The following is a 21,072-nucleotide window of genomic DNA, read 5'->3' as shown; positions in this document are numbered from 1 at the left end:
CGCGGGGCCTGGCACGCACATCCGCCGCGTTGTCGCCGGATGTCCATACTCCGTAATGGACGCCCTCCTTCGCCTTGCAGCTGCTCGCGCCAAGCCCCGCGCACCGGGGTCGGGCCGGGCGCCGCGGCCCCGAGTCGGGCCGAGCGGGAACACACGGGCCGGGAGCGGCTCCCGCCGGCCTGCCGGGCCTTCGGCGAACGGCTCGACCGGGACTCCGCGGCCCGGCCCGGTGTACTGCGCGGGGAGTACGCCCGACCACCCCGCCCGGTGGACGCCCGTCGAGGCGAGGGACGTCTAGCGTGGCGGACATGGACGAAGACCGGGTGCGTGAGCGCGGCGGGCCGGCCCGGTGGCGGCGGCACGGGCCGCCGTGGGCAGGCCACCCGCAGGACGCGGAACCGGGCAGCCGGTGGCCCTGGCGGTCCACCCTGCTGCTCACCGTCCTGGTCCTCGTCGGCTCGGACTTCGCCGCCCACCAGCAGCAGGGCGAACGGGCAGCCCTCGACCCGTTCGCACGCGTGCTGCTGCTCGTCGCCGCCGCCCTGCTGTTGTGGCGGCGACGGCACCCGGTGCCCGTCGTGTTCGGCACGGCCGCGGCCGCCGCGCTCTACCTGGGCGCCGGCTACCCGTACGGGCCGGTCTTCCTGACTGTCGCCGTGGCCTGCTTCGCCGCCGTCGTCGCCGGGCACCGCCGGGCCGCCTGGACGGCCCTGGGCATGCTGTGGGCCGTGCACCTGCTGGTCGCGCACTGGCTGTACCGGTGGCTTCCGCCGTCGGGGGACCGCCCGGCGTCCTTCGGGCAGGAGATCGTCGTCGCCACCTGGGCCGTGGTGATCGTGGCGGTCGCGGAGCTGGCCCGGACCCGGCGCGAGCAGTGGGCGCGGGAGCGGGCCGAGCGCGCCCAGGCCGCCCGGCGGCGCGCCGACGAGGAGCGCCTGCGCATCGCCCGCGAACTGCACGACGTCCTCGCCCACAGCCTGTCCGTCATCAACGTCCAGGCGGGCGTCGGCCTGGCGCTCCTCGACTCCGACCCGGAGCAGGCGCGCACCGCGCTCACCACCATCAAGTCCGCCAGCAAGGAGGCCCTCGGCGAGGTGCGCCAGGTCCTGAACACCCTCCGCACGCCCGGCGACGCCCCGCGCGCCCCGGCGCCCGGCCTGGACCGGCTCCCCGAACTGGTGGAGCAGGCGGCGCGCGCCGGCCTGACCGTCGAGGTGACGGGGGAGCCGCCCCGACTGCCGCCCGGTACGGACCTCGCCGCGTTCCGGATCGTCCAGGAGGCCCTCACCAACGTCGTACGGCACTCGGGCTCGCGACGCGCGCGCGTGCACCTCGACCGGGCGGGCGGGACGCTGCGGCTGCGGATCGACGACGACGGGCCGGCGACGCACGCCGACGCGGGCGGCGGCGGCAACGGGCTCGCGGGAATGCGGGAGCGGGCCGCGGCCCTGGGTGGCACGATCGAGGCGGGACCGCGCGACGACGGCGGCTTCCGGGTGCTGGCCGTCCTGCCGGCCGGGACCGGGGAGGAGCAGCCGTGAGCCGCGCGCTGCCGTCGAAGGTCAGGGAGGGCCGGTGATCCGCGTACTGCTCGCCGACGACCAGTCACTGGTCCGGGCGGGGTTCCGCGCGCTGCTGGACGCCCAGCCCGACATCGAGGTGGCCGGGGAGGCCGCCGACGGTGAGGAGGCGGTCCGCGAGGTGCGCGCACTGCGGCCGGACGTCGTCCTGATGGACATCCGCATGCCCCTGCTCGACGGGCTGGCCGCGACCCGCCGTATCACCGGGGACGAGGCGCTCACCGAGGTGAAGGTGGTCATGCTCACCACCTTCGAACTGGACGAGTACGTCTTCGAGGCGATCCGCTCGGGCGCCTCCGGCTTCCTCGTCAAGGACACCGAGCCCGATGAACTCCTGCGCGCCGTGCGGGCGGTGGTGGCCGGTGACGCGCTGCTCTCGCCGGGGGTGACCCGCCGGCTGATCGCCGAGTTCGCCGCGCGGTCCAAGGAGCCCGCGGCCGCCGGCGAGTTGGCCCGGCTCACCGAGCGGGAGCGGGAGGTGATGGCGCTGGTGGGGATCGGCCTGTCCAACGAGGAGATCGCCCGCCGGCTGGTCGTCAGCCCGCTCACCGCCAAGACCCACGTCAGCCGCACGATGGTCAAGCTGGGCGCGCGCGACCGGGCCCAACTGGTCGTGCTCGCCTATGAGTCGGGGCTGGTCCGGCCGGGCTGGCTGGGCTGACCGCCGTCGGTGCGGAACCGCACCAGCACACTCACCACCCGGGCCGCGAACACCACGGCCGCAAGCACGCTCCCCGTCCGCAGCGACCACCTCTCGACGAGGTCCGGGAGGTGGAACAGCAGCGCCGGGCCGGCGACCACCCCGAAGAAGAGGGCCGCGGCGAAGGCCGCGCTGAAGAGCGCGTACCCGATCTCGACTGTGACGGCATCCCGATCGGCCTGCGTGCGCCGTCCCCCGTGAACGCTCATACCGCGAGTCTCACAGGCGTGCGCCCGGCGGGCAACAGACCTCACCGGGCGCACGCGGAGGCGTTTTCCTCGGGCCGTGTCGTACGGATCGTTCCGGGGCCGCGGCGCCGGCGTCGGCCGGGCGCCGCGGCCCCGAGTCGGGCTGATCAGAAGAACACGGTCTAGTCGCGGACCGGCACGCGTTCCGCGTTCGTCTCCTCCACGGTGGACCGGGCGACCACGACCGACCGCCGGGCGCGTCGGGTGCGCAGGCCGGGCAGGGTGATCAGGAGTCCCAGGGCGGCGATCGCGGTGACCACCGTCAGGCCGGGCCGGTAACTGTCCAGGACGGCCTGCGGGGTGGGGTCCGCCGGGGCGCCCGCGGTGACCACCGCCGTCACCACGGCCAGGAAGATCGCGCCGCCCACCTGGACCGAGGTGTTCAGCAGGCCCGAGACCATGCCCTGCTCGTGGTCCTCCACGCCGTTGGTGGCCTGGATGTTGAGCGAGGGGAAGACCAGCGCGCAGGCCGCGCCGATGAGCAGCATGCTGGGCAGGATCACGGCCGCGTACACCGGGTTCAGGTCGACGCGCAGGAACAGCGCGTATCCGACGACCATCAGGGCGAAGCCCACCGCGATCAGCCGCGGGGTGCCGAACCGGTCGACCACCGAGCCCACCTTCGTCGAGGACAGCGCCACCAGCGCCCCCGCCGGCAGGAAGGCCAGCGCCGTGTGCAGGGCCGACCAGTTCAGCAGTGTCTGCATGTAGAGCGTGGCGAGGAACTGGAAGCCGACGTACGAGCCGAAGAAGGTCATCGCGCCGAGCTGGGCGCGGATCTGGCTGCCGGAGCGCAGCACGCCGAGCCGGATCAGCGGGCCTGCCGAGCGCCTCTCGACGAGGACGAAGACGGTCAGCAGGACGGCGACGGCGACGAAGGACAGCAGTGTGCGGGCGGATGTCCAGCCCGCCTCCGGCGCCTGGACGACGGTGAAGACCAGCAGCAGCATCGAGGCGGTGCCGAGGACGGCGCCGGGGATGTCGTAGCCGTTGTGTCCCTTTTCGCGTTCGCTGCGCGGCAGCAGCTTCAGGCCTGCCAGCAGGGCGATCAGCGCGATCGGGGCGGGCAGCAGCATGGTGAGGCGCCAACTGGCCTCCGTGAGCAGGCCGGAGAGGACGAGGCCCATGGAGAAGCCGGTGGCGGCGCAGGTGGTGTAGATGGAGAGCGCGCGGTTGCGCAGCGGGCCCTCCGGGAACGTCGTGGTGATGATCGACAGGCCTGCCGGGGCGGTGAAGGCGGCGCTCAGGCCCTTGATGAACCGGCTGGCGATCAGCAGCGGTCCGGAGTCGACGAGCCCGCCGAGCAGCGAGGCCAGCGCGAAGACCGCCAGGGCGACCAGGAAGACCTGGCGGCGGCCGAGCAGGTCCGCCGTGCGGCCGCCGAGCAGGAGCAGACCGCCGTAGCCCAGGATGTAGCCGCTGACGATCCATTGCAGCGTCGAGGTGGACAGGCCGAGGTCGGAGCCGATGGACGGCAGGGCGACGCCGACCATCGACACGTCCAGCGCGTCCAGGAACATCGCCGCGCAGAGCACCAGCAGGGTGCCCCAGAGCCGCGCGGTCCAGCGAACCTCCGAGAGGGGGGACGCGGGGGAGGAGAGCGGAGAGGTCATGCCGCAGACAGTACATGCGCTTGCATCGAATGCAAACGCATTTAATTCCGGTGCAATAAATGCGGTTCTCTGCTACGGTGCGGCCCATGGCGGCGAAGAAGGCCGAACAGGCGCTCGTGGAACAGTGGCGGGGCATCCTGGCGCTGCACGCGCGGACCCAGTGCGAACTGGACCGTGCGCTGCACCGACACGGCCTGTGCGCAAGCGACTTCGAGGTGCTCGACGTCCTCGCCGCAGGAGCGCACCCGGACGGCTCCTGCACCTTCCGCGTGCAGGAGATCGCCGAGCGCGTCCATCTGAGCCAGAGCGCGCTGTCGCGGCTGATCGCCCGGCTGGAGAAGGAAGGCCTCGTCGAGCGCGGTCTGTGTCCCGAGGACCGCAGGGGCGTCAAGGTGGCGCTCACGGGGAAGGGACGCGCGCTGCACGACGAGGTACTGCCGGTGCAGCGCGCGGTGCTGACGAGGATGCTCGCGGACTGACGACCCCCCGCGGACTGACGACCCGCTCGCGGACTGACGCCCCCCGGCGAACCGGCTTCGTGGGCCGGGGTCGGTTTCACACCACGGCGGACTTCTCGCGCCACAGGCCGGCGAGCGCGGCGTCCCCCGTGACGGCGGGGAACGGCAGCCTGTTCCACAGCGCCAGATAGAGCTGCGCAGCCGTCCCCGTCACCTCGCAGTCGGCCTCTCCCGCACCGCCCCGCTCCGCCACGGGCGGCTCGGGCGACAGGCGTACGGTCCACACGGCGTCGTCGGAGTCGGTCGCCCGTGCCCGCAGGACCCGGGGCGTCTCGGTGCGGACCTTGCTCTTGGCGCGCGCGTGGAAGCCGCGCAGCAACTCGTCGATGCCGTCCGTCGCGAAGCCGCGGGCGAACGAGGCGGTGCTCTCCTCGGGCGTCGTACCGCGCGCCGACTCCGCGTCCACGCGGTGCACGGCCGTCTCGTGCGCCTGCCGCCGGGCCCAGAAGGCGAGCGGCGAGGGCGCGGGCAGGAAGTGCCAGCACTCCAGGTCGGGCGGGGCGGAGGCCAGGGTGTCGACGAGTCGTCGGTGCCCTTCCCGGTACCAGTCCAGCAGCGCGGTGCCGTCGAGGTCCGGCAGTCCGGCTTCGGGGTGGGGGGAGGTACGGCGTTCGGCGACGAACGACGTCGCCCAGCGGTGCACCGTCCCCGTGTGCCGCAGCAGATCCCGGACCTGCCAGTCCGGGCAGGTCGGGACCTTGGCGTCGGGGCCCGCCGCGGCCGCGGCGGCGGCGAGCGACCGGCCCTCCTGGTCGAGGATGCGGAGGAACTCGGCAGTGTCCATGCGGTGAGTGTGCCGCATGGAGTGCGCTCCATGCGGTGGCGGTGGCTGATCCGTCCGGGGTCCCGGTGTTGAGGTGCCTTGCCGGGTACCTCCCGCTCAACTCGACGACGCGCGGCGGATGGTGAGGCCGATCAGCGCCGCGACCGCCGCCAGTGCGGCCACGCTCGTGAGGGCGACGGGCAGGGAGAACCAGTCCGCCATGAAGCCGATGGCCGGCGGTCCGAGCAGCATCCCGCCGTAGCCGAGGGTGGAGGCGACGGCGACCCCGGTGGGGCCGGCGAGGGCGCCGGCGCGTTCCACGGCGACGGGGAAGATGTTGGCGAGCCCGAGCCCGGTGACGGCGAAGCCGAGCAGGGCCACCCACGCCACGGGCGTCAGCGAGGCGACCAGCATGCCGACCGCCGCGGTCGTACCGCCCGCCACGACCGTACGGGTGCGGCCGAGGCGTTGGAGCAGTGTGGTGCCGGTGAGCCGGCCGACGGTCATGGCGAGCGCGAAGCAGGAGTAGCCCGCGGCGGCGAGCCCGGGCGAGGCGTCGAGGTCCTGCTGGAGGTGCAGGGCGCCCCAGTCGGCGAGGGCCCCCTCGCCGTAGGCCGTGCAGAGGGCGATGAGGCCGAAGACGATGACGAGACGGCGGGTGCGCGGGGTGAGGCGGCGGGGCAACGGTTCGCTGGAGGGCGTACCGCTTTCGGTGGAGGGCTTACGGCTCTCGGGGGCCTGTGGGGTGGAGCCGGCGACTCCGGCGGCGTCCCCTGCCGAGTCCTCCGCGGAGGCCGCGTCGTGCGGGGACGCCTGCTTGGGGGTGCTGCCCGGCGGCCCGGGCGGCGCCTCCCGCAGCAGCGTCGGCCCCGCCAGCGCGGTCACCAGCAGGCCGATGACGCACAGCCCCAGCAGATGGTGCGTGGGGGAGAGGGAGTCCGCGACCAGCCCGCCCAGACCGGCGCCGATCATCCCGCCCAGGCTGAAGGCCGCGTGGAACGTGGGCATGACCGGCCGGTCCAGGGCGGCGACCAGGTCGACGGCGGCGCTGTTGAAGGCGACGTTGATCCCGCCGTACGCGGCACCGAAGAACAGCAGGACGGCGCCGAGCGCGGGCGCGGAGTGGGTCAGTGGGGGGAGCGTGACGCTGAGGGAGAGCAGGACCGCGCAGACGACGGTGACCCGGTGGTTGCCGTAGCGGTGGCAGAGGCGGCCGGTGAGCATCATCGTGACGACCGCGCCGGCGGAGACCCCCAGCAGGGCCAGGCCGAGGGCGCTGGCGGAGGCGCCGGTCTGTTCCTTGATGGCGGGGATGCGCACGACCCAGCCCGCGAACACGAACCCGTCGAGGGCGAAGAAGACGGTGAGGGCGATGCGGAGCCGACTGAGCGTGTCGCCCGGCACGGCGTTGTGCGTTCGGGCTTTGTTTATTAGCGGCACAAAGTCAGGCTAGGTGGCGGCCGATGGCCGGGCAAGGGAGTTGTCGGAGGCCTAGGCCGGTCGGAGCGGCGTCGGTGGGGCGCTCGAGCGCGGAGCCGCCGGGGCGTGCGTCGGGGCGCCCGGCGGGGGTTCACCAAGGGGCGGTCACCTTGGATTCTTCACGCCGCACACACCAAAAGCTCTACTTGCTTAAGATCAAGGGGATCTAGAGTCGGGGGGTCGCGCACACCGCATCCCCCACGGAGGCCCGACCCATGTCGCACGCGCAACCCGGCCCCGACCGTACCGAGAAGGTCCCCGCCTCGCGGGCCGGTCTCGTCGTCGCGGTGCTGGCCTTCGGCGGGATCGTGGTCTCGCTGATGCAGACCCTGGTGATCCCGATCGTCCCCGAGCTGCCGAAGCTGCTGGACGCGTCGGCGTCGGACGCGGCGTGGGCGGTCACCGCCACGCTTCTGGCGGCCGCCGTCGCCACCCCCGTCATGGGCCGGCTCGGCGACATGTACGGCAAGCGCCGGATGCTGCTGGTCAGCCTGGTCATGCTGGTCGCCGGGTCGGTCACGGCCGCCCTCAGCGACACACTGGCCCCGATGGTCGCCGGCCGGGCGCTGCAGGGTCTGGCGGCCGGGGTCATCCCGCTCGGCATCAGCATCATGCGCGACGAACTGCCCGCCGAGCGGCTCGGCTCGGCCACCGCGCTGATGAGCGCCTCGCTCGGTGTCGGCGGCGCGCTGGGGCTGCCCGCCGCCGCGCTGATCGCCGACCACTTCGACTGGCACACGCTGTTCTGGACGTCGGCCGCGCTCGGTGTCGTCGCCGCCGTGCTCGTGCCGCTGATCGTGCCCGAGTCGACGGTGCGCACCGGCGGGCGGTTCGACCTGGTGGGTGCCGTCGGGATGGCGGCCGGGCTGGTCTGTCTGCTGCTGGGGATCTCCCAGGGCGCCGACTGGGGCTGGACCAGCGTCACCACGCTCGGTCTGTTCGCCGGCGCGGTCGTCGTCCTGCTCCTGTGGGGCTTCTTCGAACTGCGCGTCGGCGAACCACTGGTGGACCTGCGGACCAGCGCCCGCCGCCAGGTACTGGTGACCAACCTCGCCTCGATGGCCTTCGGGTTCTCCATGTTCGCCATGTCCCTGGTCCTTCCGCAGCTCCTGCAGTTGCCCGAGGCGACGGGCTACGGTCTGGGCAGGTCGCTGCTGGACGCCGGCCTGGTCATGGCCCCCACCGGCCTGGTGATGATGGCCATGGCGCCGGTGTCCGCCGCGATCTCCAGGGCACGGGGTCCGAAGGTGACCCTGATGCTCGGCGCCGTGATCGTCGCCGTCGGGTACGGCCTCAACATCGTGCTGATGGACGCCGTGTGGCAGCTCGTCCTGGTGTCCTGCGTCATCGGTGCCGGTATCGGCTTCTCCTACGGCGCCATGCCCGCGCTGATCATGGGCGCGGTGGACCCTTCCGAGACGGCCGCCGCGAACAGCCTCAACACCCTGATGCGGTCCATCGGCACCTCCACCGCGAGCGCCGTCGCAGGCGTGTTCCTCGCCCAGATGACCACCACCTTCGGCACCACGGCCCTGCCCTCCGAGAACGGGTTCAAGGTCGTCATGGCGGTCGGCTCGGGCGCCGCGCTGCTCGCCCTCCTCGTCGCCGCCTTCATCCCGCGGCAGCGGACGGCCGCCGCCCCGGCGGCGGAGCCCGTGGAGGAGAACGCGGCCGCCGGCGGTGCAGAACCGGTCACCGACGAGAGGAGCGCGGACACTTCGGAGACGGTCGCCGGCGACAGGGGCGCTGGCGGTGCGGAGACGGCCGCCGGCCAGAAGGGCGCGGGCACTCCGGAGACGGTCACCCGCCCCGTGGGGGAGCAGGCCGTGGGTGCCGCCGTCGCCGTCCCGCTGGCCCGTGCCGTCGCGGAGCTGGTCGCCACTGTCCCGGGGCTCACGGACGACGGGCCGGCCGGGGGCGGGTACCCGGTGCGCGGCCGGGTGCGGGGTGCGCAGGGCGTGCCGGTGGGCGGTGCCGCGGTCACGCTGATCTCGCTGGGCGGACGGCAGTTGGGCCGCTCGGTCGCCGGGCCCGACGGCTCCTACGCGGTCGAGACGCCGGGGGAGGGGACGTACGTCCTGATCGCCTCCGCCGACGGCCATCAGCCGCAGGCGACGACCGTCGTGGCCGGCGCCGAGCCGGTGACGTACGACGTGCTGCTCACGGGCGGCAGCGGACTCGCCGGTGTCGTGCGGTCGGCGGACGGCGGGGTGCCGGTCGCCGGGGTGGTCGTCATCGTCACGGACGTCCGGGGCGATGTGCTGGCGACCGCGCGGACCGACGGCGGTGGCGAGTTCGCCGTCGCCGACCTGGTGCCGGGGCCGGTGACCCTCGCGGTCAGCTCGCCCCAGCACCGCCCGCTGGCCCGGTCCGTCGAGATCGGTGCGACGGGCGTCACCCGGGTGGATGTCGAGCTGCGGCCCGGCGCGCAGGTGCGGGGCACCGTGCGCGGCTCGGGCGCGCCGCTGGGCGACGCGCGGGTGACCCTGGTGGACGCCGTCGGCAACGTCGTCGCCACCACCACGACCGGCACCGACGGCGCGTACGCCTTTTGCGACCTGGACGGCGGGCAGTATACGGTCATAGCCACCGGCTACCCGCCGCGCGCCGAGGGCGTGAGCGTGTCCGGCGGGGACATCGACGGCCACGACATCGAACTGGCCCACGCGGCCGACCAGGTCCTGTCCGGCGCATCGTGTGACTGGTCCGGGCGGGGGTCGTCGCGCCCGTCGGGGGACGGGGAGATCCGGCGAACGACGAGTGGGCCCGGCTGAGGCCACATGTGCCAAGGCGGGTCGGCGGGGCCGGTGTTGGAGGCCCGGACCGCGGGCCGGGCCGTGGCCACGAGGTACGACAAGCGGGCCTACGTCGTCCACGGGCCTACGTCGTCCACGGCACCGTCACCGTCGCCGCGAGCTGACTCCGGCTTCGTCCCTGATCCGCCGGACAGGACCTGGCGGTGGGCGCTCGAAAACCAGTGGAACGGCGCCGCTGTGCGCCATTACCGTGCTGCCGAACCACGTCGTCCAGGCAAGGACCTGCCGTTGTACACCCTGTGAGACCTCCCGAGTGCTGAATCGTCGCGCGTCGCGCATGTGCGCCGCGCTCCGTTTTGCTGCGGACTTCTCACTGAAACCGGTGTACTTCTGTGCTCGAAAACTGGGTGGTCGTGCCCACCTGCCTGCCGCTCGTTCTCCGTCGTTGCCACGCTTGCGCGTCCGAGCGCTTCCGGGCAAGCGGTAAATTCCGCGTCAACGCGAACCACAAGCTCATCGACGCCTGGCTCCTCGTGCTCTGTACCGCTTGCGGGGAAACCGCGAAGCTCACGGTCCTGGAGCGGATGAACGTGCGCTGCGTACGGCCTGAGTTGCTGGACCGGCTGCATGACAACGACCTCGGTCTGACAGCCGAGCTGCTCCAGGACCCGGTGGTGCGGCGCCGTAATCGCATCGCCCTCGACTGGGACGACGCCTGGCGCCTCGACACCGGCGGATCGGATCACCTGGACCGCGAGGTGATCGACGTCTCGGTCCGCTTCGCGGCGAGGATCCCTGTCCGGCCGGTGCGGCTGATCGCTGAAGGTTGCGGTCTCTCGCGGGCCGAGGTCGAGAGACTGATCACGGAGGGGAATCTCGTTTCGGCAGTCCGGCTGAGCGGCAAGCTCTCCGGTGACTTCACCTTCACGCTCAAGCGCTGAGCCCTCCTCGGGACCGACCAGGGGCCTGTCCGGCACGATCCGCCGGACAGGCCCGGTTCACCGGCGCCGGTCCCTCCAAAAGCGCCTCGCGGCGGGCGACTCCGGTGGGCGACTCCGGCCGGGCCGGCCCGAGGTCACGTCCGTGTCCACGTCCGTGTCCACGTCCTGGACACGGGCGTGGAGACGCCGCGGAAGGAATCCGTACCGTGCGGCGCGGGAGGTGTACGCGGGGCCGGTCCGTCTGGCAGTACAGCAGGGAGCCGGAAGCCCGGGGTCCGCCCCTCCGGCGCCCAGGTCCGTCCACCAACCCCCAGGAGTCGTCCATGGCCCGCTCGGAAGCCCGCGTCCTCACCGACCGCCCCCACCGCTACGCCAAGCAGCTCGCCGCCCACCTCGGCCGCCGCGCCGAGTCGGCCTGGGACGAGGAGAAGGGGGAGGGCCGGATCACCTTCCCGCAGGGCACCGGCACCCTCACCGCGACCGAGGGCGCTCTGCTGCTCACCCTGGAGACCGATGCCGAACACCTCGACCGGCTCGAGGACGTGATGGGCCGTCACCTGGTCCGCTTCGGTACGCGCGACGAGCTGGTCGTCGAGTGGCGGCGGGACACCGGGGAGACCGGGAGCGTCCAGCGCGGCGAATCCGACTGACCACAGCGCCCGGCCGGCCGACGGACCTCGGCAACGGGGCCACGTTGCGCCGTCCTGGCCCCGGTGCAGCTCCGGACGGGCGGGTTGATGCCGCTGATGGCCTGCCCCACCGCTGATGGCCTGCCCCGCCTCCCCGGCGAGCGGTGCGGTGCCGGCCGCCTGTTCCCGGGTGGGCCGGGACTTCGCCGAGGAAGACAGCCTGGACTTCTGGGGGGTGCCTGCCCTCCTGACGTCGCGGCCCGGCCGGCACTCGCGCCACGGTACGGCCACAGTGGCGCACCAGGCGCGGAATGCCTTCTGGTCGCCGTAGGTCACCGGGAGCGGCCGGCCGTCCCTGAGGAGGCCCCGGCCCACGACAGTCCCGCCCGCCGACCTCCCCTTCGACCAGGAGACGGTCGGCGTGTGCTTCACCTCGCCCTCCGAGGTGAACCGGTCTCCCCGGCGCCCGCGCGGCCCGCGTCCGGTCGACCGCCCGGTGCACCACCGCCCCGCCCCCGTGCGCACGAGCATCCGCTGCCCTATCTTGCAGGAACCATCACCGTCGGGAAGAGGTGGGGCATGACCCACGTCGAGGACGAGCTGACCGGCCAGCCGGAGTGCTGGATCCGCGCCGCGACCGAAGTCGCCCGATACCAACGCGAGTTGCCGAAACCTGGCGAGCGGGTCGCGATCGTCGGATGCGGTACCTCCTTCTTCATGGCCCAGGCGGCCGCCGGCCTGCGCGAGGGCGCGGGGCACGGCGAGACGGACGCCCACGCCGCCTCCGAGTTCCCGTACCACCGCGCCTACGACCGGGTCGTCGCCCTCACCCGCTCCGGCACCACCACCGAGGTCCTCGACCTGCTCGCGCGGCTGCGGGGACGCACACGCACCACCGCGATCACCGCCGCCCCGGACACCCCGGTCACGAAGGCAGCCGACCACGTCGTCGTCCTCGACCACGCCGACGAACGCTCCGTCGTCCAGACCCGCTTCGCCACCACCGCGCTCACCCTGCTCCGCGCCCACCTCGGCCTGCACACCGACGCCGTGGTCACCGACGCCCGCACCGCGCTCACCGAGCCGCTGCCCCAAGGCCTGGTGGAATGCGGTCAGTTCACCTTCCTGGGACGCGGCTGGACCGTCGGACTGGCGAACGAGGCGGCGCTGAAGATGCGCGAGGCGGCACTGGCCTGGACCGAGGCGTACCCCGCGATGGAGTACCGGCACGGGCCCATCAGCATCACCACCCGGTCCAGGGCGACCTGGATGTTCGGCGAGGCACCCGAGGGGCTGGCCGAACAGGTCCGCGCCACCGGAGGGCTGTGGATCCCCGGCGCGCTGGACCCGCTCGCCGAACTGGTCCGCGCCCAGCGCCTCGCCGTCGCCGTGGCCGCCGCCCGCGGACTCGATCCCGACCGCCCGCGCCACCTCACCCGCTCGGTGATCCTCACGCCCTGAGCCCCTGCCCGCGCCCCCTGCCCGCGATGCCCGCCTTCGTCGACGAGGAGACGCCGTGCCCCTCACCACCACCGGCGAACTGGTCACCCGCGCCCGCGCGGCCCACACCGCCGTCGCCGCCTTCAACATCATCACGCTCGAACACGTCGAGGCGGTCATCACCGGGGCCGAGCGCGCCGACGCACCCGTAGTCCTCCAGGTCAGCGAGAACGCCGTCAGGTTCCGCGGAGGGCGTCTGCTCCCGCTCGCCCGCGCCGCCGTCACCGCCGCCGAACGGGCCGCCGTACCCGTCGCGTTGCACCTCGACCACGTCCGCGGCGTCCCTCTGCTCCGGCAAGCCGCGGACGCCGGCGTCAGCTCCGTCATGTACGACGCCTCGCACCTGCCGTACGACGAGAACCTCGCCGCGACCCGCGCGGCCGTCGACTGGGCGCACGCCCAGGGGCTGTGGATCGAGGCGGAGTTGGGGGAGATCGGCGGCAAGGACGGCCGGCCGCCGCGCGCCGCCCACGCGCCCGGCGCCCGCACCGACCCCGCCGAGGCCGACGCCTTCGTCACGCACTCCGGGGTGGACGCCCTGGCCGTCGCCGTCGGCAGCGTCCACGCGATGACCACCCGCACCGCGACCCTCGACCACGACCTCCTCGAGCGGCTCACCGCGACCCTCGACGTGCCCCTGGTGCTGCACGGCTCCTCCGGAGTCCCGGACGACGAGCTGAGGGCCGCCGTCGCGGGCGGCATCGCCAAGGTCAACATCGGGACCGCCCTCAACCAGGCCATGACCGCCGCGATCCGGGAGTACCTGGGCGCCCACCCGGACGCGGTCGACGCGCGCACCTACCTGAGCGCGGGCAGGGAGGCGATGGCCCGGACGGTCGAGCGGATCCTCACCCAGGTGGGACTCAGCCTCGCTTGACGGCCTTCAGCACCACGAACTTCGGCTCACCGGCGACCAGTTGACTGTTGCCGAACAGGCGCCGGAGCTTGACGTGGTAGCCGAGGTGCCGGTTGCCGACCACCCACAGCTCGCCGCCCGGCCGCAGCGCCCGCCGCGCCCCGGTGAACATCCGCCACGCCGTGGCGTCCGTCGTGGCCTGGTGGGAGTGGAACGGCGGGTTGTTCAGGACGACGTCCACACTGCCGTCCGGCACCCCCGCCAGCCCGTCCCCGACCCGGAACTCCGCGTGCCCGGGCACCCCGTTCGCCTTGTACGTCGCCTCAGCGGAGGCCACCGCCTGGAACGACTCGTCGGTGAACAGCACCTCCGCCTGCGGGTTGGCCAGCGCCACCGCCGTCCCGACGATGCCGTTGCCGCAGCCCAGGTCGACGATCCGCCGCGCGCCGCGCGTCAGTGGCAGGTGCCGCAGGAAGAACCGGGTGCCGATGTCGAGCCGGTCGGCGCAGAACACGCCCGCGTGGTTGACGACCGGACGGCCGGAGAGCGGCCCGATGCCGTCGGGGAGGTCGTAGCCGTACGGCCACGGATTGGCGGGGCGCTCCAGGGCCGGGTCGGGAGCGGAGAGTATCAGCCGGGCCTTCTGCCGGGCGAGGGAGGTCCGGGTCGGGCCGAGGATCCGCTCGAACAGCTGGAGCGTCGAGGTGTGGATCTCCTTCACCATGCCGGTGCCGACGACGACCGTCCCCGCGTGCACCGAGGGCGCCAGCCGCAGCAGCTGGTCCTCCAGGAGCGCGAGGCTCTTCGGCACGCGCACCAGCAGCACGTCCACCCGTTCGGGCGGCGGGTCCTGGGTGGTGAGCAGCCGGACGGAGCCGGGCTCGACACCGTTGCGGGCGAGGTTCGCCCGGGTGGCCTCCTGCCCCAGCCAGGAGTCGGTGATCTGCGTCGGCCGGTGCGCGGCGAGCGCCGTGACCAGCGCGCCCCAGCGGTCGCCGAGCACGACGACCGTCCCGGTCAGCGGCACCTCCTGCTCGGCGAGGTGCCGCAGCAGATACGCGTCGGAGGCGTCCCAGGCGCGCAGTGTGTCGCGCGGGTCCTCGGGGTGGCGGGCCAGGGCGAGCTCGCCCCACGGCGTCTGCATACGGTCGTTCATCGTGCGTCAAGGCTAGCCGAGCCGCAGCTCGGACCCGCTGGGGGAGGATGGTGCCATGCACACCGAGCTGTTTCCCCGGGAGCGCGCGGAGATCGCGCCCGGCGCGGTGCACGTCCCCGACTGGCTGGACGCGACCCTTCGGCGGGAGTTGCTGGAGGCCTGCCGGGAGTGGGCCCGCCCGCCCGCCGGCCTGCGCACGGTCCGTACCCCCGGCGGCGGGACGATGACCGCCCGGCAGGTCTGCCTCGGCTGGCACTGGTACCCGTACGCCTACGCCCGCACGGTCGTCGACGGCGACGGCACCCCCGTGAAGCCGTTCCCCGCCTGGCTGGGCGAGCTGGGCCGGCGCGCGGTGGCCGACACACTGGGCCCGGAAGCGGCCCGCTCGGCGGCGTACGACATCGCGCTGATCAACTTCTACGACGGCGACGCCCGGATGGGCATGCACCGCGACGCCGACGAGAAGTCCGACGCACCCGTGGTGTCGCTCAGCCTCGGCGACACCTGCGTCTTCCGCTTCGGCAACACCGGGACACGTGCCCGGCCCTACACCGACGTGGAGCTGCGCAGCGGCGACCTGTTCGTGTTCGGGGGGCCCTCGCGCCTCGCGTACCACGGGGTGCCGCGGGTGTACCCGGGGACGGCGCCGGACGGGCTGGGGCTGACCGGGCGGCTGAACGTCACCCTGCGGGTCAGTGGCTTCCCGGACGCCACCTGACGAAGCGGATCATGGGAGACTCCCCCTCATGAGCGGCAAGGCGGACCCCCGGTCGGCGGGGGAAGGGACCACCTCGAGGGCGCGGTTGGACCGGGGGCGCGGTGCGCTCGGTCCCGCGTTGGAGCTCGTGCACACCGGGCGGGCGCCGACCCGCGCGGTGCTCACCGCCGAACTCGGCGTCACCCGCGCCACCGCCGGCGCGGTCGCCGCCGAGCTGGAGGCGCTGGGCCTGATCCGGGTCGACGCGCGCCCCGGCGCCGCCGCCGGTTCCCAGGGCCGCCCCTCCCACCGGCTCCGACTCGCCGAGGACGGGCCCGTCGCCCTGGCCGCCCAGGTGCACGCCGACGGATTCCGGGCCGCGCTGGTCGGCCTCGGCGGGCGGATCGTCGCCACCACGCCCGGCTGCGAGACCGTCGACGCCGACCCGGCCAAGGTGCTCGCCACCGTCGTGGAGGCCGGCGCCGAACTGCTGCGCGCCACCGGCCGCCGCTGTGTGGGCGCCGGACTCGCCGTACCGTCCGCGGTCGCCGAACCCGAGGGCCTGGCGCTGAACCCCCTCCACCTGGCCTGGCCGGTCGGGGCGGCCGTCCGGGAGATCTTCGCCGAGCGGGTCCGCGCGGCCGGGATCACCGGCCCCGCCTTCGCCGCGAACGACGTCAACCTCGCCGCGCTCGCCGAGCACCGGCACGGCGCCGGGCGCGGCGCCCGCGACCTGCTGTGCGTGGCCACCGGGCACCGCGGGGTCGGCGGCGCGCTGGTGCTCGACGGGCGCCTGCACACCGGCAGTTCGGGACTCGCCCTCGAAGTCGGCCACCTCACCGTCAATCCCGAGGGCCGCCCCTGTCACTGCGGCAGCCGCGGCTGCCTCGACGTCGAGGCGGACCCGCTGGCCCTCCTCACCACCGCAGGCCGCGAACCCGGCCCCGAGGGCTCCCTGCTCCAGCAGGCCAACGACCTGATCCGCGAGGAGTACGCCGACCCGGTCGTCCGCACGGCCACCGAGGCCCTGATCGACCGGCTGGGCCTCGGGCTCGCCGGGCTGGTGAACATCCTCAACCCCGACCGCATCATCCTCGGCGGCCTGCACCGCACCCTCCTGGACGCCGACCCCGACCGTCTCCGCGCGGTCGTCGCCGACCGCAGCCTCTGGGGCCGCAGCGGCGGTGTGCCCATCCTCGCCTGCTCCCTCGACCACAACAGCCTGGTCGGCGCGGCGGAGCTGGCCTGGCAGCCGGTGCTCGACGATCCGCTGGGAGCGCTCGGCGGGGTCTGAGCGCTACAGGGCGGACCCGCCGTCGACGACCAGGTCCGCGCCGACCACGGACGCCGCCTCGTCCGACGCCAGGTACAGCACCGCCCGGGCCACCTCCTCCGTCGACGAGACCCGGCCCAGCGGCGACGCCTCCTTCATCCGGACGGCGCGTTCCGCCTCGGTCTCCCCGGACAGCAGCGACATGGGCGTGTCGGACGCGCCGGGACTGACGGCGTTGATGCGGACCCCGTCCCCGATGTGGTCCAGCGCGGCCCCACGGGTGAGGGCGGTGACGGCGGCCTTCGTCGCGGCGTACGCGGTCGCGCCCCGCACCTGCCGGTGGACGCCGAGGTTGGACGAGACGTTGACGATCGCGCCGCCGCCCGGCTGGGCGCGCATCTGCCGGACCTCCTCGCGCAGGGCGAGGAGGACGCCGGTGACGTTGGTGTCGAGCACCGTGCGCCAGTCGTCCTCGGTGAGTTCGGCGACCGGCCGGCCGCCCCGGAAGACGCCGGCGTTGTTGACGGCGACGTCGAGGGAGCCGAAGCGCTCCACGGCCGCCCGGACGAGCCCCTCGACATCGGCGGCGCGCGTCACGTCGGCCACGTGCGCCGCCGCGGTGCCGCCGGCCCGCTCGACGAGGGCGACGGTCTCGTCGAGCGCCGCCCGCCTCCGGCCGGCGACGACGATCCGGGCGCCCTCGGCGGCGAACGCGAGGGCGAGGGTGCGTCCGATGCCGGAGCCGCCGCCGGTGACGAGGGCGGTGCGGCCGGAGAAGCGATTCCGAGACATGCCAGTCCTTTCCAGACCGATCGTTCCACTATGAAGGCAGGGATGAGGCAGGGATGGGGCAGGGGTGAGGCAGACAGGAGTCGGGGGAGAACCGCAGGAGGGCTGCCCCGGAGGCCGCCCGGAACCACCTAGTCCAACAGCGCCAGCGCCTGCTCCGCCGCGTCCCGCACCCGCGCCGGGTCCGAGGACGCCTTGCCGACCACCCGCACCCCCTGGAGCAGCACGAGGAGCATACGGGCCAGCGCCAACGGCTCCCGCCCGTCGGGCAGTTCCCCCTGTGCCCGCGCGCGCACGAGCGCCGAGTGCAGCAGCGTCTCCAGGTGCTCCCAGCTCACCTCGACGCGGCGGGCCGCGGCCGGATCGTGCGGGGCGAGTTCCGTGGCCGTGTTCGTGACGAAGCATCCGTGCGCCCGACGCGTCCCGTCCATGGCCTCCGCCGCGAACCGCCGCACCACCGCCCGCACCGCGGGCAGCGCCGGCCCCGGCTGCGACAACTCGCGTACGAGCAGCGGTTGGTGCGTCTCCCCGTACCGGTCCAGCGCCTTGAGGTAGAGGTCGTGCTTGTTGCCGAAGGTCGCGTACAGGCTGGCGCGCCCGATGCCGAGGTGCTCGACGAGGTCCGCCATCGACGTGGCCTCGTAGCCGCGCCGCCAGAACAGTTCCAACGCCGACTCCAGGGCCGCGTCCGGATCGAATTCCTTGGTTCTGGCCATGAGCTGACGCTAAATCAATCTAGAACGATCGGTCAAGTAAGCAGGGCGATCCGGTCGGAAGCCGTACCGGAACACAGCCGAACTCCCTCCGTGGCAGGGGTCGGAGGGGGAGTACGGGGAGCACTCCTTCAGTGCGATCGCCTCGCGCCGCCCCCCAGTAGGTTGACGTCATGACCGACAAGCTCACTGTGAGTGTCCTGGGTACCGGCATCATGGGCGCCGCGATGGCCCGCAACCTCGCCCGCGCCGGGCACGACGTCCGCGCCTGGAACCGCACCCGCGCCAAGGCCGAACCGCTGACCGCCGACGGGATCACCGTCGCCGACACCCCCGCCGACGCCGTGCGGGACGCCGACGTCGTCCTGACCATGCTCTACGACGGCCCCGCCGCCCTGGAGACCATGCGGGAGGCCGCTCCCGCCCTGCGCGCGGGTGCCGCCTGGGCGCAGTCGACCACCGCCGGGATCGAGGCGATCGGCGACCTGGCGGCCTTCGCCCGCGAGCACGACCTCGTGTTCTTCGACGCGCCGGTGCTGGGCACACGCCAACCCGCTGAGGAGGGGCGGTTGACGGTCCTGGCGGCCGGCCCCGAGGCGGGGCGGCCGGTGGTGGCGCCCGTCTTCGACGCGGTCGGCGCGCGGACGGTGTGGACCGGCGAGGACGGCGGCGCGGGCAGCGCCACCCGGCTGAAACTGGTGGCCAACAGCTGGGTGATCGCGGCCACCGCCGCGGCCGGTGAGGTGCTGGCCCTGTCGCGGTCCCTGGACGTCGACCCGGATGCGTTCTTCGCGCTGATCGAGGGCGGCCCGCTGGACATGGGCTACCTGCGCGCGAAGGCCGGTCTGGTCCTCGAGGGCCGGCTGTCGCCTCCGCAGTTCGCGGTGGCGACGGCGGCGAAGGACGCACGCCTGATCGTCGAGGCGGGGCGGCGGAGCGGTGTCCGGCTGGACGTAGCGGCCGCGAGTGCCGAGCGCCTCGAACGGGCCGCGGCCCAGGGTCACGCGGACGAGGACATGGCCGCCGCCTACTTCGCCAGCTTCGAGGAGGACGCCTGACTCCCGAGGGGCGATGCCTTACAGTAGGTAGACCTACCTACCTATTCAGTCGGAGTGCGCGATGACCGAGACCGGCGCGGGGACGGCCGGGCCCACGAGGCGGCGGCCGGCCCGGGAACGGTTGCTGGCCGCCGCGGCGCGCCGCTTCTACGCCGACGGCGTGGCGGCGACCGGGATCGACACGATCACGGCCGAGGCGGGCGTGGCGAAGATGAGCCTGTACAACAACTTCTCCTCCAAGGCCGACCTGGTGAAGGCGTACCTCGACGCCCGGCACGAGGAGTGGCTGGGGCTGTACAGGTCGCGGCTGGAGCGGGCCCAGGGGCCACGCGGCGGCGTACTGGCGGTGTTCGACGCCTACGCCGATCACGCCGCGTTCGCCTACGAACACGGCTTTCGCGGATGCGGCCTGCTGAACGCGGCGGCCGAGCTGCCCGCCGGAGACGAGGGGCGGGCCGTGGTGCGCCGACACAAGGAGGAGGTCGAGGGCCTGATCGCCGGCCACCTCGCGGACCTGCTGCCCGCGCGGCCCGAGCAGGCGCGCGCGACGGCGGAGCACCTGGCGTTCCTGCTGGAAGGCGCGATGGCGCGCGCCGGCCTGGAGGGCGAGGGCACCCGACTGCGGCACGCTCGCGCACTGGCGGCGGACCTGCTGGACCGGCTGTGAGGCGGCCCGCCGGACGCGCCGCCCGGTCGGTGGGCGCGGGATCCCTGTGCGTCCTCGCGGCGTCCGTGCTGTGGGGCACCACCGGCACCGCGGCCACCTTCGCCCCGGCCGTGGGACCGCTGGCCATCGGGGCCGTCGCGATGGGGCTGGGCGGACTGCTCCAGGCCCTGACGGCCGTTGCCCCGATCGCCCGCCAGGGCCGGAAGCTGCGGGCACAGTGGGGTGTCGTGCTGCTGGGCTCGGTCGCCGTGGCGGTCTATCCGCTGGCCTTCTACAGCTCGATGCGTCTGGCCGGGGTGGCCGTGGGCACGGTGGTGTCGCTCGGCACCGCCCCGCTGGCCTCCGCCGTCATCGAACGCGTGCTGGACCGGCGCCGACTGTCGCGGCGCTGGACGCTCGGCGCGGCCCTCGGCCTGCTGGGCACGGTCCTGCTGTGCGTGGGCGAGGCCACGCGGGACCACGGTGACCGGGAAACGGCGTCCGTGGGCGCCACGGTGCTCGGGGTGGGACTGGGCCTGATCGCCGCCGCGACCTACGCCCTGTACTCCTGGGCGGCTCACCGGCTGATCACCCGCGGGATCACCTCCCGCGCGGCGATGGGCGCGGTCTTCGGGGTGGGCGGTCTGCTCCTGGTGCCCGTCCTGCTGGCCACCGGGGCCCCGCTCATCAGCTCCTGGTCCAACGCGGCCGTCGGCGTCTACATGGCGCTGGTGCCCATGTTCGCCGGCTACGTCCTGTTCGGCTGGGGTCTGGCGCACGTGCCCGCCAGCACGGCGACCACGCTGTCCCTGCTCGAACCGGCCGTCGCGGCCGTACTGGCCGTGCTGGTCGTCGGCGAACGCCTCCCCGCGGTCGGCTGGATCGGCATCGCGCTCGTCGTGGGCTGCCTGGCCGTCCTCACCGCCCCGGCGCGCCGCACCCGGCAACCGCGACAGCGGGAAGACGACGGCGCCTCGGCACAGGTGGGTGCGGCACATGGCGGTACAGCACATGGGGATCCACCACATGGCGATGCAGCACATGGGGATCCGCCACCTGGGGATGCGCCGCCCCCGGCTGCGGCTGCGGCTGCCGCTGCCGCTGCCGCTGCCGTGTCGCTCGTCGCTCGTCCCGAAGCGGATCGGTGAGTTCCCGCA

The 21,072-nt window shown here is 73.8% G+C and carries 20 protein-coding genes; 13 read left to right on the top strand and 7 right to left on the bottom strand.

All coding sequences use genetic code 11. The features are described 5' to 3' along the window. Window positions 1–308 precede the first annotated feature (308 nt). On the top strand, window positions 309–1,541 hold the full coding sequence (locus tag ACF1A1_RS29385; protein WP_392004032.1) for a sensor histidine kinase: 1,233 nt from the start codon (window positions 309–311) through the stop codon (window positions 1,539–1,541). Window positions 1,542–1,575: 34 nt separating this feature from the next. Next, the gene (locus ACF1A1_RS29380) at window positions 1,576–2,241 is read left to right on the top strand and encodes a response regulator (RefSeq protein WP_392004031.1); all 666 of its coding nucleotides are present in this window, start codon (window positions 1,576–1,578) and stop codon (window positions 2,239–2,241) included. On the opposite strand, the gene ACF1A1_RS29375 is transcribed toward ACF1A1_RS29380, so the two are convergent. Together ACF1A1_RS29375 and ACF1A1_RS29370 are read right to left on the bottom strand one after the other, a co-directional pair. Then, window positions 2,202–2,489, bottom strand: coding sequence for a DUF6332 family protein (locus tag ACF1A1_RS29375; protein WP_392004030.1), 288 nt, complete (start codon window positions 2,487–2,489; stop codon window positions 2,202–2,204). The genes ACF1A1_RS29380 and ACF1A1_RS29375 overlap by 40 nt on opposite strands. Window positions 2,490–2,650: 161 nt before the next feature. Further along, a complete protein-coding gene (locus ACF1A1_RS29370; RefSeq protein WP_392004029.1) occupies window positions 2,651–4,141 on the bottom strand; it encodes an MFS transporter in 1,491 nt (496 codons plus the stop codon). An 86-nt stretch (window positions 4,142–4,227) separates the two neighbouring features. Between ACF1A1_RS29370 and ACF1A1_RS29365 the strand changes: the two genes are divergently transcribed. Further along, window positions 4,228–4,620 (top strand): MarR family winged helix-turn-helix transcriptional regulator, encoded by a 393-nt coding sequence (locus ACF1A1_RS29365; RefSeq protein ID WP_392004028.1) that lies wholly within the window; start codon window positions 4,228–4,230, stop codon window positions 4,618–4,620. 76 nt (window positions 4,621–4,696) lie between these two features. Here the strand turns inward: ACF1A1_RS29365 and ACF1A1_RS29360 are convergent, their stop codons facing one another. Both ACF1A1_RS29360 and ACF1A1_RS29355 read right to left on the bottom strand, forming a co-directional pair. Continuing rightward, complete coding sequence (locus tag ACF1A1_RS29360) at window positions 4,697–5,443, bottom strand: maleylpyruvate isomerase family mycothiol-dependent enzyme (RefSeq protein WP_392004027.1); 747 nt, start codon at window positions 5,441–5,443, stop codon at window positions 4,697–4,699. A 96-nt stretch (window positions 5,444–5,539) separates the two neighbouring features. Further along, window positions 5,540–6,826, bottom strand: a complete 1,287-nt coding sequence (locus tag ACF1A1_RS29355; protein WP_392004026.1) for an MFS transporter — start codon at window positions 6,824–6,826, stop codon at window positions 5,540–5,542. 290 nt (window positions 6,827–7,116) lie between these two features. Here ACF1A1_RS29355 and ACF1A1_RS29350 point away from each other — a divergent pair, with 290 nt between their 5' ends. The 5 genes from ACF1A1_RS29350 (at window position 7,117) to ACF1A1_RS29330 (ending at window position 13,604) form a co-directional block, all read left to right on the top strand. After that, window positions 7,117–9,675, top strand: a complete 2,559-nt coding sequence (locus ACF1A1_RS29350; RefSeq protein ID WP_392004025.1) for an MFS transporter — start codon at window positions 7,117–7,119, stop codon at window positions 9,673–9,675. A 374-nt stretch (window positions 9,676–10,049) separates the two neighbouring features. After that, window positions 10,050–10,598, top strand: coding sequence for a DUF1062 domain-containing protein (locus ACF1A1_RS29345; RefSeq protein WP_392004024.1), 549 nt, complete (start codon window positions 10,050–10,052; stop codon window positions 10,596–10,598). Between the two features lie 323 nt (window positions 10,599–10,921). Then, window positions 10,922–11,248 carry a DUF2218 domain-containing protein gene (locus ACF1A1_RS29340; protein ID WP_392004023.1) on the top strand — a complete coding sequence of 109 codons (327 nt, stop codon included), beginning with the start codon at window positions 10,922–10,924 and terminating at the stop codon, window positions 11,246–11,248. Window positions 11,249–11,806: 558 nt separating this feature from the next. Then, a complete protein-coding gene (locus tag ACF1A1_RS29335; RefSeq protein WP_392004022.1) occupies window positions 11,807–12,688 on the top strand; it encodes an SIS domain-containing protein in 882 nt (293 codons plus the stop codon). Window positions 12,689–12,743: 55 nt separating this feature from the next. After that, a complete protein-coding gene (locus tag ACF1A1_RS29330) occupies window positions 12,744–13,604 on the top strand; it encodes a ketose-bisphosphate aldolase (protein ID WP_392004021.1) in 861 nt (286 codons plus the stop codon). On the opposite strand, the gene ACF1A1_RS29325 is transcribed toward ACF1A1_RS29330, so the two are convergent. Beyond that, window positions 13,591–14,727: a methyltransferase gene (locus ACF1A1_RS29325; RefSeq protein WP_392004161.1), complete on the bottom strand. Its 1,137-nt coding sequence runs from the start codon at window positions 14,725–14,727 to the stop codon at window positions 13,591–13,593. The two genes, ACF1A1_RS29330 and ACF1A1_RS29325, sit on opposite strands and share 14 nt — an antisense overlap. A 67-nt stretch (window positions 14,728–14,794) precedes the next feature. On the opposite strand from ACF1A1_RS29325, the gene ACF1A1_RS29320 reads away from it, so the two are divergent. Further along, a complete protein-coding gene (locus ACF1A1_RS29320) occupies window positions 14,795–15,457 on the top strand; it encodes an alpha-ketoglutarate-dependent dioxygenase AlkB family protein (protein ID WP_392004020.1) in 663 nt (220 codons plus the stop codon). Window positions 15,458–15,485: 28 nt separating this feature from the next. After that, window positions 15,486–16,730: an ROK family protein gene (locus ACF1A1_RS29315; RefSeq protein ID WP_392004019.1), complete on the top strand. Its 1,245-nt coding sequence runs from the start codon at window positions 15,486–15,488 to the stop codon at window positions 16,728–16,730. A gap of 3 nt (window positions 16,731–16,733) precedes the next feature. Here the strand turns inward: ACF1A1_RS29315 and ACF1A1_RS29310 are convergent, their stop codons facing one another. After that, window positions 16,734–17,501: an SDR family NAD(P)-dependent oxidoreductase gene (locus ACF1A1_RS29310; RefSeq protein WP_392004018.1), complete on the bottom strand. Its 768-nt coding sequence runs from the start codon at window positions 17,499–17,501 to the stop codon at window positions 16,734–16,736. Between the two features lie 128 nt (window positions 17,502–17,629). Further along, window positions 17,630–18,214, bottom strand: coding sequence for a TetR/AcrR family transcriptional regulator (locus tag ACF1A1_RS29305; protein ID WP_392004017.1), 585 nt, complete (start codon window positions 18,212–18,214; stop codon window positions 17,630–17,632). 170 nt (window positions 18,215–18,384) lie between these two features. Here ACF1A1_RS29305 and ACF1A1_RS29300 point away from each other — a divergent pair, with 170 nt between their 5' ends. The 3 genes from ACF1A1_RS29300 (at window position 18,385) to ACF1A1_RS29290 (ending at window position 21,063) form a co-directional block, all read left to right on the top strand. Further along, complete coding sequence (locus tag ACF1A1_RS29300) at window positions 18,385–19,269, top strand: NAD(P)-dependent oxidoreductase (protein WP_392004016.1); 885 nt, start codon at window positions 18,385–18,387, stop codon at window positions 19,267–19,269. Window positions 19,270–19,330: 61 nt separating this feature from the next. Further along, complete coding sequence (locus ACF1A1_RS29295) at window positions 19,331–19,936, top strand: TetR/AcrR family transcriptional regulator (protein WP_392004015.1); 606 nt, start codon at window positions 19,331–19,333, stop codon at window positions 19,934–19,936. After that, entirely contained in the window at window positions 19,933–21,063 is a 1,131-nt protein-coding gene (locus tag ACF1A1_RS29290) for a DMT family transporter (protein WP_392004014.1), read from the top strand. Before ACF1A1_RS29295 ends, ACF1A1_RS29290 begins: the two co-directional genes overlap by 4 nt. Window positions 21,064–21,072 lie beyond the last annotated feature (9 nt).

Source organism: Streptomyces sp. NPDC014995, assembly GCF_043080745.1.
Taxonomy (GTDB): domain Bacteria; phylum Actinomycetota; class Actinomycetes; order Streptomycetales; family Streptomycetaceae; genus Streptomyces.
The sequence above is the reverse complement of the archived record's forward strand: the minus strand, read 5'-3'. Positions and strand labels throughout refer to the sequence as shown.